Source organism: Wenyingzhuangia gilva, assembly GCF_030519655.1.
GTDB lineage: Bacteria > Bacteroidota > Bacteroidia > Flavobacteriales > Flavobacteriaceae > Wenyingzhuangia > Wenyingzhuangia gilva.
Map to the genome: position 1 here is coordinate 97,561 of NZ_JAUMIT010000007.1, position 14,756 is coordinate 112,316.

The 14,756-nt window shown below is 33.8% G+C and carries 10 protein-coding genes; 6 read left to right on the top strand and 4 right to left on the bottom strand.

Annotation, left to right across the window (positions count from 1 at the left end; genetic code table 11):
• Positions 1–15: 15 nt before the first annotated feature.
• Both QVZ41_RS12815 and QVZ41_RS12820 read left to right on the top strand, forming a co-directional pair.
• Positions 16–3,150, top strand: a complete 3,135-nt coding sequence (locus QVZ41_RS12815; protein ID WP_302885010.1) for an efflux RND transporter permease subunit — start codon at positions 16–18, stop codon at positions 3,148–3,150.
• A 2-nt stretch (positions 3,151–3,152) separates the two neighbouring features.
• Positions 3,153–4,571 (top strand): efflux transporter outer membrane subunit, encoded by a 1,419-nt coding sequence (locus QVZ41_RS12820; RefSeq protein WP_302885011.1) that lies wholly within the window; start codon positions 3,153–3,155, stop codon positions 4,569–4,571.
• Between the two features lie 74 nt (positions 4,572–4,645).
• On the opposite strand, the gene QVZ41_RS12825 is transcribed toward QVZ41_RS12820, so the two are convergent.
• From QVZ41_RS12825 to QVZ41_RS12840, 4 genes are read right to left on the bottom strand one after another with little or no spacing between them, the layout of a single operon-like run.
• A complete protein-coding gene (locus QVZ41_RS12825; RefSeq protein WP_302885012.1) occupies positions 4,646–5,122 on the bottom strand; it encodes a hypothetical protein in 477 nt (158 codons plus the stop codon).
• Between the two features lie 34 nt (positions 5,123–5,156).
• Positions 5,157–6,320: a sigma-54-dependent transcriptional regulator gene (locus QVZ41_RS12830; protein WP_302885013.1), complete on the bottom strand. Its 1,164-nt coding sequence runs from the start codon at positions 6,318–6,320 to the stop codon at positions 5,157–5,159.
• Between the two features lie 19 nt (positions 6,321–6,339).
• Positions 6,340–7,584, bottom strand: a complete 1,245-nt coding sequence (locus QVZ41_RS12835; RefSeq protein ID WP_302885014.1) for an ABC transporter permease — start codon at positions 7,582–7,584, stop codon at positions 6,340–6,342.
• Positions 7,577–8,500, bottom strand: a complete 924-nt coding sequence (locus QVZ41_RS12840; RefSeq protein WP_302885016.1) for an ABC transporter ATP-binding protein — start codon at positions 8,498–8,500, stop codon at positions 7,577–7,579. The genes QVZ41_RS12835 and QVZ41_RS12840 overlap by 8 nt, the downstream gene beginning before the upstream one ends.
• A 203-nt stretch (positions 8,501–8,703) precedes the next feature.
• Between QVZ41_RS12840 and QVZ41_RS12845 the strand changes: the two genes are divergently transcribed.
• The 4 genes from QVZ41_RS12845 to QVZ41_RS12860 all read left to right on the top strand — a co-directional run bounded on the left by QVZ41_RS12845 (position 8,704) and on the right by QVZ41_RS12860 (position 14,669).
• On the top strand, positions 8,704–9,144 hold the full coding sequence (locus tag QVZ41_RS12845; RefSeq protein ID WP_302885017.1) for a MarR family winged helix-turn-helix transcriptional regulator: 441 nt from the start codon (positions 8,704–8,706) through the stop codon (positions 9,142–9,144).
• Between the two features lies 1 nt (position 9,145).
• The gene (locus QVZ41_RS12850; protein ID WP_302885018.1) at positions 9,146–11,548 is read left to right on the top strand and encodes a 3-hydroxyacyl-CoA dehydrogenase/enoyl-CoA hydratase family protein; all 2,403 of its coding nucleotides are present in this window, start codon (positions 9,146–9,148) and stop codon (positions 11,546–11,548) included.
• Between the two features lie 83 nt (positions 11,549–11,631).
• A complete protein-coding gene (locus QVZ41_RS12855; RefSeq protein ID WP_302885019.1) occupies positions 11,632–12,816 on the top strand; it encodes an acetyl-CoA C-acyltransferase in 1,185 nt (394 codons plus the stop codon).
• A 56-nt stretch (positions 12,817–12,872) separates the two neighbouring features.
• Positions 12,873–14,669 carry an acyl-CoA dehydrogenase family protein gene (locus QVZ41_RS12860; protein ID WP_302885020.1) on the top strand — a complete coding sequence of 599 codons (1,797 nt, stop codon included), beginning with the start codon at positions 12,873–12,875 and terminating at the stop codon, positions 14,667–14,669.
• Positions 14,670–14,756: the final 87 nt, after the last annotated feature.

Here is a 14,756-nt window from a genome sequence, read left to right on the forward strand (position 1 = left end):
TATAACTATAATCACATGTTAAAAACATTTATAGAAAGACCCGTATTATCTACAGTGATTTCCATCATTATAGTAATGCTTGGTTTTATAAGTATTAACAGTTTACCCATAGAACAATATCCTGATATTGCTCCCCCAACTGTTAAAGTAACTGCTTCTTATCAAGGAGCCAATGCAGAAACTGTTCTTGAGAGTGTAATTACCCCTATAGAAGAGCAAATAAATGGTGTAGAAGGAATGACTTACATTACTTCTACAGCCTCTAACAACGGTACCGCAGATATTACGGTGTATTTTGACCAAAATACAGATGGAAACGTTGCCGCAGTAAACGTACAGAACCGTGTGGCCAGAGCCACTCCTTTATTACCTAAAGAGGTAACACAAACAGGGGTAACTACTCAAAAACAACAAACAAGTGCCCTGATGTTCTTGTCTATGTATTCTGACAATGAAGATTACGATGCTACTTTTATTCAAAACTATTTGAGTATCAACGTGGTTCCTGCACTTCAAAGAATTAATGGAGTTGGAAACGTAAATGTATTCTCTCAAAGTAATTATGCGATGAGAATTTGGTTAAAGCCTGAAAAATTAGCGGCTTATAACTTAATTCCTTCTGATGTTACTGCTGCTTTGCAAGAACAAAACCTAGAAGCATCTGCAGGATCTTTAGGAGAAAACAACGGAGAGTCGTTTTCATATGTTGTAAAATACCAAGGTAGATTTAAGTACAAAGATCAGTATGACAAAATCATCATTAAAGCGTTGGGGAATGGTAAATTCTTAACCTTGGCTGATGTTGCTACTATTGAATTAGATGCACAATCTTATACTTCTGGAGCTTCAAGTTTAGGAAAACCTGCTGTATTTATGGGAGTTTTTCAAACCAAAGGATCTAATGCACAAGAGATTATTGAGAACATTAAAGTTACCTTAGATAATGTTAAAAAAGACTTGCCTAAAGGATTGGATATTTTTATTCCTTATGATACAAGTTTGTTCTTAAATGCCTCTATAGAAAAAGTAGTTCATACCTTATTAGAAGCCTTTTTATTAGTATTTATTGTAGTATTTATCTTTTTACAAGATTTACGTTCTACTTTAATTCCAGCCATTGCCGTTCCAGTGTCTATTATTGGTACGTTCTTTTTCCTTAACCTGTTTGGATATTCCATTAACTTACTAACTTTATTTGCCATTGTATTGGCCATTGGTATTGTGGTTGATGATGCCATTGTGGTAGTAGAAGCCGTACATGCTAAGATGGACAGCGGTGAAAAGAATCCTAAAAAAGCAACTTCTGATGCCATGCATGAAATATCAGGAGCTATTATTTCTATTACCTTGGTAATGTCGGCCGTATTTATTCCTGTAACATTTGTACAAGGACCTACAGGAGTATTTTATAAGCAATTTGGAATCACTTTGATTATTGCCATTTTAATTTCTGCTGTAAACGCCTTAACCTTAAGTCCTGCGCTTTGTGCATTGTTTTTAAAATCACATCATGAAGATCATGAAGACAAAAAAGGAATTCATCGTTTTTACGCTGCTTTTAACACTGGATTTAATGCTACTGTTGATAGATATGGTAAATCATTACAGTTCTTGTACAAAAGAAAATGGATTACGTTGATTTTAGTTGTATTGACTTTTGGAGGGATCTATTATACTTCTCAAAACACCCCTACAGGATTTGTTCCTAATGAAGATAGAGGGATGATTTTTACAAACATTGAATTACCTGCTGGGGCTTCTTTGGATAGAACAAGTATTATTACCGAAGAATTGTATGCTAAAATTAAAGATATCCCAGGAATTGAAGGAGTATCTTTTATTAAAGGAAATAGTTTATTAAGTGGTTCTGGAAGTAACTATGCTATTGGGTTTGTTAAATTAACCGATTGGGCAGAACGTAAAGATCCATCACTTTCTACCGCTGCAATTACAGGAAAACTATTTGGTGTGGCCTCTACCGTTGCTGGAGCCAATATTATTTTCTTCTCTCCTCCTAGTATTAGAGGGTTTGGTAACTCAGCTGGTTTTGAAGTCAACTTGTTAGACCGTTTTGGAGGAGATTTAAAAGAATTAGATGCCACCAACCAACAATTTATGGCTGCATTGATGAGTCACCCAGAAGTAAAATATGCACAATCTGCTTTTAACGTAAACTACCCTCAATATGAAATGGAAGTAAACGTGCCTTTGGCTAAAGAAACAGGGGTGCCTATTAACAGTATTTTCTCAACCTTACAAAGTTATATTGGTGGAGTTTATGCTTCGGATTTTGCCAGATTTGGGAAACAATACAGAGTGTATATACAAGCATTGCCAGAAGACAGAGCAGATGTTAATTCTTTAGATAAAATTTATGTAAGAACTAACAAGGGTGAAATGTCACCTATTACACAGTTTGTAAAATTAAAAAGAGTGTATGGACCACAATCTGTAACTCGTTTTAACTTGTACAATTCAACCACCATTAGTGGAGCGGTAAATGAAGGATACAGTACTGGAGATGCAATTAAAGTAATTGAAGAGGAAGTAGCAAAACTACCAAGTAACTATAGTGTAGCGTATTCAGGTTTGACTCGTGAAGAGGTCAATGCAGGAAACCAAACTACTTATATTCTTATTTTAAGCTTACTGTTTGTGTACTTCTTGTTAGCGGCACAATACGAAAGTTATATTTTGCCATTGTCAGTTATTTTATCTATTCCATTAGGAGTATTTGGAGCATACATCACCACCAACCTAGCAGGATTAGAAAACAATATCTATTTCCAAATTGCTTTAATCATGTTGATTGGGTTGTTGGCTAAAAATGCCATCTTAATTGTAGAGTTTGCATTACAAAGAAGAAAAAATGGAGAAAGCATTTCAGATGCTGCGATACACGGAGCAAAAACACGTTTAAGACCTATTTTAATGACGTCTTTCGCCTTTATTTTAGGATTGATGCCATTGGTGTTAGCACAAGGAGTTGGAGCGGCAGGAAACAGATCTATTGGTACGGGTGCTGTAGGTGGATTGTTGATAGGTACTATTTTAGGGGTGTTTATCATTCCAGTATTGTTTATTGTATTCCAAACCTTACAAGAAAAGGTGTCAAAAACAGCACATGAATTAACAAAAGACATTGAGTAATTATGAAAAAATATAATAAATATAAAGTAGCCACCATGTTAGGAGTATCCGTACTCCTAACCTCTTGCTTGGCTGTGAAAGATTACAAACAACCAACTGTAAAAGAAACTTCTAAAGAAGTTTTTAGGGTTGAAGAAGCGCAAGTGAAACAAGCCGATACCGTTTCTATGGCAGCTTTTTCTTGGAAAACCATGTTTACCGATACTTATTTACAAGCATATGTTGAGGAAGCATTAAAGAACAATTTTGATTTACAAATCGCCATCAAACAAATGGAATCTGCCGAGTCTTATTTAAAGCAAGGAAAAGCAGGGTATTTACCAACATTTAGTATTGGAGCTAATGTAAATGATCAAGAAGTTTCTAAGAATAGTAGATTTGGTAGTTTTTCTCCTAACAGATCTATACAAACTTATGAATTGAGTGGAAACTTATCTTGGGAAGCAGATATTTGGGGTAAAATAAGAAGTAACAAAAGAGCTAGTTTGGCAAGTTATTTACAATCGGAAGCAGCACAACAAGCTGTGAGATCTGAATTGATTTCTAGAATTGTGAGTACTTATTATCAATTATTAGCGTTGGATGCTCAGTTAGAAATTACCAATCAAACTATTGCCGTTCGTAAAAAAGGAGTTGAAACCATTAAGGCTTTAAAGGAGTCTGGACAAGTAAATCAAGTAGCGGTAGATCAAAATATTGCTCAATATAACAATGCTGAAGCACTTAAAATAGACTTAGAAGCTTCTATTTTTCAGTTAGAAAACAGCTTGAGTATTTTGTTAGGAACCACTCCTAGAAAATTTGAAAGAAGTGAGTTGAGTAAACAATCTATTGATACAGATATGCAAATTGGAGTACCTGCTATGTTGTTAAGCAATAGGCCAGATGTAAAATCTGCTCAATATGCGATGATGCAAACTTTTGAAATGAAAAATGTTGCAAAAACAAGTATGTATCCATCACTTACTTTAACAGCTTCTGGAGGATTCCAAGCCTTAGATGTTGATAGTTGGTTGACAGGGAATTCAATTTTCGCAAGTATTATTGGAGGGATTACCCAACCTATTTTTAATCAAAGAAAATTAAAAACTCAGTTAGAGGTTGCCAAAAATGACGAAGCACAAGCGTTGTTAAACTATAGAAAAGCTTTGTTAGTTGCAGGTAGTGAAGTGTCAAATGCTTTGTATGCTTATGAAGCAGAATCGACCAAGTTTATATTTAGAGCCAAAGAAGCAGAAGCGTTGAGTAATGCAGAAATCAATTCTGAAGAGTTATTAAATAATGGTTATGCAACCTATTTAGATTTGTTAACGGCTAGACAGAGTGCTTTGAGTGCGAACTTAAACTTAGTAGATAGCAAACTACAACAATTATTAACAGTGGTAGATTTGTACAAAGCCCTTGGTGGTGGTTGGCAATAAGTAACTTAATACTTATTTAGCATAAAAAAAGCTCCAACGTTAACGTTGGAGCTTTTTTATTTGTACTTCTATTTTTATTTAGGCCATAAAGCATTGTCATCATCATCCCACTTAACCCCAAATTGAATTTCTTGTAAGATGTTATCTGTAAACCAAAAAAACATATTGGCTTCATCTACATCTATCAATTCATGATTAGGATTTTCTGGCGTAGAATAGTCTTCAAATTCCATGTCTCCTAATTCGTATTTTTCAATAAAATCTTGAACTTCTTCAATTCCTTTTCCTACCAATCCTACACCATTGATTTCAAAATAACTAGAATTGATGGTAATGGTTTCTAATTTCCAATCCTCTTCCTCATCAAAAGAAAAGGCAATACCACAATTGTCGTAGTCCCAAGTTTCTACAGCATCCCCAGTTTCAAAATCTTTCTCAACTTCTTTGTCAGTAGGCATTCCTAAAATACTTAAAACATCTGTTTTTAACATTCCAAATTTTACAGCACCTACGCCTACTCCAATTTCAATATTCTTTATTTGCTCAATCATAATATTTGGTCAATGACCTTTTTAAGTTCAATATTTATTTACTAGCAAACATCTCAACATCTGTAGCACTAATTTCTTTTTCTCCTAAAATTAACAAACGCTCAACCACGTTTCTTAACTCACGAATATTTCCTGTCCAATTATACTCTTGAAGTTTGCTAATAGCTTCCTTAGAAAAAGTTTTAAGAGCCATTCCTTGCTCCTTAGCAATAATAGCAGCAAAGTGTGTGATTAAAGTAGGAATATCATCTCTACGATCATTTAAAGAAGGGACTTGAATTAAAATAACTGCCAAGCGGTGATATAAATCTTCTCTAAACCTACCTTCGGCAATTTCTTTACGCAAATCCTTATTGGTTGCTGCAAGTACTCTAACATCTACCTTAATATCTTTATCAGAACCTACCCTACTAATTTTACTTTCTTGTAAAGCTCTTAATACCTTTGCTTGTGCAGAAAGACTCATGTCTCCAATTTCATCTAAGAAAATGGTTCCTGCATTGGCTGCTTCAAATTTACCTGCACGGTCTTTATTAGCTCCAGTAAAAGATCCTTTTACATGACCAAACAATTCACTTTCTATCAATTCTGATGGAATGGCAGCACAGTTAACTTCTACCATAGGAGCTTTTGAACGTTCGCTTAAATCGTGTAATCTGTGAGCCACCAATTCTTTTCCTGTTCCGTTAGGCCCTGTAATTAAAACACGAGCATCGGTTGGAGCTACTTTATCAATCATATTCTTGATATGTTTGATGGGTTGACTCTCCCCAATCATTTCGTATTTTTTGCTGACCTTTTTCTTTAATTGTCTATTCTCTACAATTAATTGTTTTTGGTCTAAGGCATTACGAACCGTATTTAAAAGTCTGTTTAAATCTGGTGGTTTAGAAATATAATCATAAGCTCCCATACGCATGGTTTGCACAGCAGTATCTAAATCTCCATGTCCAGAAATCATAATCACAGGAATTTCAGGCTTTGATTCTTTTATTTTTTGCAATACTTCTACCCCATCCATTTTAGGCATTTTAATATCACAAAGAATTAAATCATAATCATGTTCTTTGATCAACTCCAACCCTATCATTCCATCTTCTGCTTCTTCTACCTCATAGGTATTGTTTTCATCAGCAATAATTCTTTTTAAAACTCGTCTAATTGCTGCTTCATCTTCTATCAGTAATATTTTACTCATGCTTATTTAATATCAAAGGTTATTTTTGAAACATCCATTTTACCAATTGTTTCATACTTGGTTTGTTACCGTAGGTTAAAATTCCGATTCTATAAATTTTACTGGCAACATAAACCGTTGTGATAAAACTAACCAATAATAATGCCAAGGACAAAATTATTTCCCAGAGCGGAACACCAAAAGGAATACGCATTAACATGACTACTGGAGAGGTAAAGGGTACAAAAGAAAACAAGACCGCGGTGCTTCCATTTGGATTTCCGTTAACCACGGTTACAATTCCTATATACACAGCAAACATAAGTGGTAATAAAATAGGATGTACAAATTGTTGTGTATCGGTTTCACTACTTACAGCGGCCCCTACTGCTGCATAAAAACTACTGTATAATAAGTATCCACTTAAAAAGAAAAAGACAAAACCAACAAAGATTTGCGTGTAATTAATTTCCCAAATAATGTTAAAGATTTGTTCAACTTTTTCTGAATTCCCTCCTACAGAAGGGAAATAAATTTCTAATAAAAAAAGTCCTCCTAAAAGTAAAATTCCCCAAATTAAAAATTGCAATATACCCGCTAAGGCATTCCCAATAATTTTTCCCAACATTAGTTGAAAAGGTTTTACGGTACAAACCATAATTTCTACCACTCTGCTGTTTTTTTCTTCTATAATACTACGCATTACAGCGTTACCATAGATAATTACAAACATCATGACCAAATAACCACTCCCAATGGCTACGGTTCCTTGTACCCATTTTTGAATGGTAGCATGAGAATCATCTTTTTTGCTATAATGAATTGGGGTGTTTTCAGTTGCTTGTTTGATTACATACTCTTCAACTCCCTTATTTTTTAACTGTTGTAAAATCCAATGTTTTTCTAAAATGGTTTCTAGAGAATGTAAAGGAATTTTATCATCGCCATAAATCTCCATCATGTTAGATAGTGGATTTGCATATATTAGACCATTTAAATCCTTATCATTGACAAGGGTTTTGGCATCCTTAAAAGAAATAACAGTTCTGTATTCTAATGCAATATTTGGGTTTTCTTTTTGAATATCAGCGGCTATTTCAGGGGTGGTCACTGCTAAAATAGATACTTGTTTATAGTTGTCTTTGCTCTCTTTGCTTGCAAAATAAAAGATGGCAGCAAACATCCCAATCATTAACATTGGACTTAAAAATATCAATACTAAATATGCTTTGCTACGAACTTTAGTAATGAACTCGCGTTGAATTATAAGAAGTAACTTATGCATTTTCTATGGTTTTAATAAAGATATCTTGTAAACTTGGAGTATGTTGTTTGTAAGAAATTACTTTCCCCACTTTTAGTAAATCATGTAACAACTGATCGGTTTCTTTTTGATTGTTTATCACTTCAAAACGAATTTCCTCTTCTTCTTTTTGGATGATATTGGTTTTATAATCAGCATTATTTAAAAACAATGTTAACTCGTTTTCTTGATAGTTGTTTAACGTTACCTCAAAAACTTGTTGAACATATTTTTTCTGAATACTTTGAATGCTTCCTTCTAACAAAATATTTCCATGGTGAATTAAACACAAAGCATCACACATTTCAGCTACCGATTCCATTCTGTGAGAGGAAAATATAACTGTGGTTCCGTTTTTAGCCAATGTTTTGATTTCTTTGGCGATTAAATTTGCATTAATAGGATCAAAACCACTAAAAGGTTCATCTAAAATCAATAAATCTGGTTGGTGTAAAACCGTGATGATAAACTGTACTTTTTGAGCCATTCCTTTAGAAAGTCCTTGGATTTTCTTTTTTCTCCAATCCACAATATCAAACCTGTCTAACCAATAATTTAGTTGTTCTAAAGCGTTTACTTTGGTCATTCCTTTTAGTTGTCCAAAATACAAAGCCTGTTCTTCAATAGTCATGTTTTTATACAAACCACGCTCTTCTGGTAAATAACCAATATGTTTTACCGCTTCAGAAGTCATAGGAGTTCCTTTGAAAATAATATGTCCACTATTGGCATCAATAATTTGATTCAGAATTCTAATCAACGAAGTCTTTCCTGCTCCATTTTGACCAATCAATCCATAGACACTCCCTTTGGTTATTTCTATAGATATATGATTTAATGCTGTTTTGGTACCATATGATTTGTGTAACTTTTGAATACTGATGATTGGTTCTTGCATAAATGCTAAAATTCTTTAAGAGATTTCAAAGATATTATATGTTCATGAGTTTTTTTTTAAATTAAACAATAATTTATTTTAAACAAAACGATAATAGGTGCAGTTTTTATTGATGAATTGACTATTTGTTGAGTGATTTTTTATGAAATTAACATATGTATTGTGCAAGCATAATTATTTTTTGCTATCTTTAAAAGAAAAAAATGAAAGAAGCCAATACAATAAGTTTTGATTACCTATATAGATACACCTGGCAATCCATTAGTAAAATGTATAATGAAGAAGCTGTCAAAAAAGAAAGTTCAATGACCATTGGCTTTGTATTGATTAATATTCATTATAAAAATGGAACCCCCTCTACCATGCTTGGTCCTAGAATGGGAATAGAAGCTACAAGCCTATCGAGAACCCTAAACAAGATGGAAGAATTAGGACTTATTTATAGAGAAAAAAATCCTGATGACGGTAGAAGTGTATTAATAAAACTAACACCGAAAGGAAAACAGCAAAGAGAAATATCAAAAGAAATAGTCTTAAAATTTAACCAAACAGTTGCCGAAAATTTAACCAAAAAACAAATAGAGAGTTTTTTAAATGTGACAGAAACCATTCAAGAATTAATAGAACAAAAATTAATCTTTTAAGATGAAAAAACATATAAAAAAAATAGCAGTCATTGGATCCGGAATCATGGGATCAGGTATTGCTTGTCATTTCGCAAACATTGGTGTTCAAGTTTTATTATTAGATATAGCTCCAAATGAACTAACGGAATCAGAAGAATCTAAAGGACTTACCTTAGATCATCCCTCGGTAAAAAATAGAATTGTAAATACCAATTTACAATCTGCTATCAAGTCTAATCCTGCTCCTTTATATGATAAACAATTTGCTGATAGAATTGAAACTGGAAATTTAGATACGGATCTTAAAAAAATAAAGGATGTTGATTGGATTATTGAAGTGGTGGTAGAAAGATTAGACATCAAACAAAAAGTTTTTGAGCAAATAGAACAACACAGAAAACCTGGGACTATTGTAACTAGTAATACTTCTGGTATCCCAATTAAATACATGAATATAGGACGTTCTCAAGATTTTAGAGAACATTTTGCTGTGACTCACTTTTTTAATCCAGCCAGATATTTAAAACTTTTTGAAGTTGTTCCTGGACCTGATTGCAAAAAAGAAGTGGTTGATTTTTTAATGCACTTTGGATCTAAGTTTTTAGGTAAAACAACTGTACTTGCTAAAGATACTCCTGCGTTTATAGGGAATAGAATTGGGATTTTTGGAATCATGAGCATGCTCCATATTGTAAAAGAATTGGACATGACGGTTGAGGAGGTTGACAAACTAACAGGCCCTATTATTGGGAGACCTAAATCTGCCACGTTTAGAACCGTTGATGTGGTTGGTTTAGATACTTTGGTGCATGTAGCCAACGGCTTATATGAAAATTGTAAAGATGATGAAGCTGTAGATTTATTTAAGGTTCCAGATTTTATACAAACCATGTTAAATAACAAATGGTTGGGAAGCAAAACTGGAAAAGGATTTTATAAAAAACACATAGATCACCAAGAAAAAAAATCGATACTCTCTTTAGATTTAAATACGTTAGAATATGGTCCCTCTAAAAAAGTAAGTTTTAAAAGTTTGGCTGCTACTAAAACTATTGATCGCGTTGCCGATAGATTTAAAATTTTAATAAAAGGACAAGACAAAGCTGGTGAATTTTATAGAAAAACATTCGCAGCATTGTTTGCGTATGTTTCCAATAGAATTCCAGAAATATCTGATGAAATTTACAGAATAGATGATGCCATGAAAGCTGGTTTTGGTTGGCAACATGGTCCTTTTGAAATTTGGGACGCCATTGGTTTTGAAAAAGGGTTGACTTTAATTGAAGCCGAAGGTCTAACTTGTGCCAATTGGATTCAGGAGTTTAAAAATGCGGACAGTACTTCTTTTTACACCGTGAAAGAAGGTAAAAAATATGTGTATGATATTGCTTCCAAAACACAAGTAAAAATACCAGGGCAAGATAGTTTTATCATTTTAGAAAATATTAGAGAAGCCAAAACCATTTGGTCTAATTCAGAAGCTTCCATTCAGCACTTAGGTGATGGTGTTTTAAATGTAGAATTCCAGTCTAAAATGAACACTTTGGGTAGCGGTGTTTTACAAGCCATCAACAAAGGAATTGATTTGGCAGAAACGGAATATGATGCTGTGATTTTAGGAAATCAAGCCACTAATTTTTCTGTAGGTGCCAATTTAGCCATGGTGTTTTTATTGGCTGTAGAGCAAGAATATGATGAGTTAAACTTTGCAGTTCAGTATTTTCAAAATACCGTGATGAGAATGAGATATTCCTCGTGCCCTACTCTAATCACCCCAAGAGGTATGACTTTAGGTGGTGGTTGTGAATTGAGTTTGCATGCCGATAAAGTAATTGCTGCTGCTGAAACTTATACTGGTTTGGTTGAGTTTGGTGTGGGAGTTATTCCCGGAGGTGGTGGAACCAAGGAAATGACCAAAAGAGTCTCTGACATGGTTTTAAAAGATGACGTAAAACTCAATAGAATGAGGGATGCTTTTATCAATATTGCCATGGCAAAAGTAGCTACATCAGCTCACGAGGCCTACGATTTGGGATATTATATACAACACAAAGATATGGTGGTAGTAAATGAACATCAACAAATTGCAACGGCTAAAAAACATGCGATGCAAATGTTAGATGATGGTTATTTAATCCCTACTCCACAAAAAGTAAAAGTTTTAGGACAACAAGTTTTGGGAATGTTTCAAGTAGGAGCTGATAGTTTGGTGGCAGGAAAATATGCCTCAGAACACGATAGATTAATTGCAAATAAATTAGGGTATGTAATGGCAGGAGGAGATTTATCTGAACCCTCATTTGTATCAGAACAATATTTATTGAATTTAGAACGAGAAGCTTTTTTATCTCTATTGGGAGAAAAGAAAACGTTAGAAAGAATTCAGCACATGTTAAAAACAGGGAAACCGCTAAGGAATTAGTTTGTTATTAGTTTAACTGTTTAATCGTTAAATCGACTACACAAATAAACACTTTAACAAATAAACCTAAAAAAATAGAAAAAATGAAAACAGCATACATCATAAAAGGATATAGAACAGCCGTAGGAAAAGCTCCTAAAGGAATATTTAGGTTTAAAAGACCTGATGAATTGGCAGCTGAAACCATACAGTATTTATTAGAAAAAACACCAGAATTAGACAAAACTAGAGTTGACGATGTGATTGTTGGAAATGCCATGCCCGAAGCTGAACAAGGTTTAAATATGGGGCGTTTAATCTCCTTAATGGGATTAAAAATTGATGATGTTGCTGGAATGACGGTCAACAGATATTGTGCCTCCGGAATTGAAACCATTGCCATTGCAGCTGCTAAAATACAATCAGGAATGGCCGACTGTATTATTGCAGGAGGTGTTGAAAGCATGTCATACATTCCTATGGGTGGTTACAAACCCTCTCCTAATTACAAAGAGACCAATGCTGGACATGAAGAGTACTACTGGGGAATGGGACTGACGGCAGAGGCCGTTGCGAATGAATTTAAAGTCTCTAGGAAAGATCAGGACGAGTTTGCATACAATTCTCACCAAAAAGCTTTAAAAGCACAAGCAAATAATTTATTTGAAGAAGATATTGTACCGATTAATATAGAAGAAATATTTGTAGATTCTTCTGGTAAAAAACAAACTAAAAATTACACCGTAACCAAAGATGAAGGTCCTAGAAAAGACACCTCTTTAGAAGTTTTGTCGAAATTAAAACCTGTGTTTGCTAATAATGGATCGGTCACAGCAGGTAATTCTTCACAAATGAGTGATGGTGCTGCTTTTGTGATTGTAATGAGTGAAGAAATGGTGAAAGAATTAAATCTTGAACCTGTTGCGAGATTGGTTTCTTTTGCAGCTGTTGGTGTTGAACCTAGAATTATGGGTATTGGACCTGTAATGGCTGTTCCAAAGGCTTTAGAAAAAGCAGGATTAACCAAAAATAATATCGACTTAATTGAACTAAATGAAGCTTTTGCCTCTCAATCAATTGCGGTTATTCGAGAATTAGGAATCAATCCTGATATTGTAAATGTAAATGGAGGTGCCATCGCTTTAGGACATCCTTTAGGTTGTACAGGAGCAAAATTATCCGTACAGCTAATTAATGAAATGAGAAGAAGAAAAAACAAATATGGAATTGTAACAATGTGTGTGGGAACAGGACAAGGAGCTGCTGGAATTTATGAATTTTTAAAATAATCAATTGTAATTATATCAATCAACCCGTTTTCCAAAACACTAAAAATATTAAAAAAATGAGCAAGCTAATTAAAGGAGGAGAATTTGTAATTAAAGAAACAGACTATAATGATGTATTTATAGTAGAAGATTTTGACGAAGAACAACTCATGATGCGAGATTCCGTAAAGGAATTTATAGATCGTGAAGTATGGCCACATAAAGAACGCTTTGAAAAGAAAGATTATGCTTTTACAGAAGAATTAATGGTGAAAGCAGGAGAAATGGGATTTTTAAGTATTGCTGTTCCAGAAGCCTACGGAGGAATGGCCATGCCTTTTATGTCAACCATTTTAGTGTGTGATTATATTTCAGGAGCTACGGGTTCGTTTGCCACTGCCTTTGGTGCACACACGGGAATTGGAACCATGCCTATTGTGTTATATGGTACTGAGGAACAAAAACAAAAATATGTCCCTAAATTAACTACAGGTGAATGGTTTGGTTCTTATTGTTTAACAGAGCCTGGAGCAGGTTCTGATGCCAATTCAGGAAAAACAAAAGCAGTATTGTCTGATGATGGAACTCATTATAAAATTTCAGGACAAAAAATGTGGATTTCTAATGCTGGCTTTTGTAGTCTAATGATTGTATTTGCTAGAATTGAAGATGATAAAAACTTAACTGCTTTTATTGTTGAATATGACAAAGAAAATCCTAATGGAATTACCATGGGAGAAGAAGAAAAGAAATTAGGAATTCGTGCTTCCTCTACCAGACAGGTATTTTTTAACGATACCGTAGTTCCTGTAGAAAATATGTTATCTGAAAGACAAAACGGATTTAAAATAGCATTAAATATTTTAAACATTGGTCGAATCAAACTAGCGGCTGCTTGTTTAGATGCCAGTAGAAGAATTATTAACAACGCTGTAAACTATGCTAATGAGCGTAAACAATTTGGAACTAGTATTGCAAATTTTGGAGCGGTTCAAGAAAAAATAGCGTTGATGTGTACCAAAACTTTTGTTACAGAAAGTGGTGTATATAGAGCGGCTGGTGATATTCAAAAGAAAATAGATGCTTTGATTGCCGATGGCATGTCTCATGCGGATGCAGAGTTAAAAGGTGTGGAAGATTTTGCTTTGGAATGTGCTATTTTAAAAGTATATGGATCTGAGGCAGGACAATTTAATGCTGATGAAGGTTTACAGATATATGGAGGAATGGGGTTCTCTGAAGATACACCTATGGAGGGAGCTTGGCGTGACGCCCGTATTTCTAGAATTTATGAAGGAACTAATGAAATCAATCGTCTTTTAACTGTTGGAATGTTAGTAAAAAAAGCATTAAAAGGAGAGATTGATTTGATGACGCCAGCCATGAATGTTGCCAATGATTTGATGGCAATTCCTTCTTTTGAAACACCTGATTATAATGTATTGTTTTCTGAGGAAAAAGAAATACTAGAAAAATTGAAAAAAGTGTTCTTAATGGTTGCTGGTAAAGCAGTAGAAAAATTTGGAATGGAATTAGAAAAACAACAAGAAATTGTATTGTGTGCTGCTGAAATTCTAATTGAAATTTACATGGCAGAATCCACCTTATTAAAAACTGAAAAATTAGTCAATAAGTCTTCTGAAAAAGAAGCAGTTTTACAAATAGCAATGACGAAATTAAACTTATTTAATGCTGTAGAAGTAATCAATAGAAAAGGAAAAGAAGCTATTATTTCATTCACAGAAAATGATGAGCAACGTATGTTATTAATGGGGTTAAAACGTTTTACAAAATACAGCAACTACCCTAATATTATTGCTTTAAAGAAGGAAATTGCAAAAATAGCTATTCATAAAAATCAATATCCTTTATAGAATATTGTTTTATAGAAACAAAAAACCTATATTTAAATATCAAATTATATAGGTTGAAGTATGGCCAGAAGTCGAGTTTATTGCACA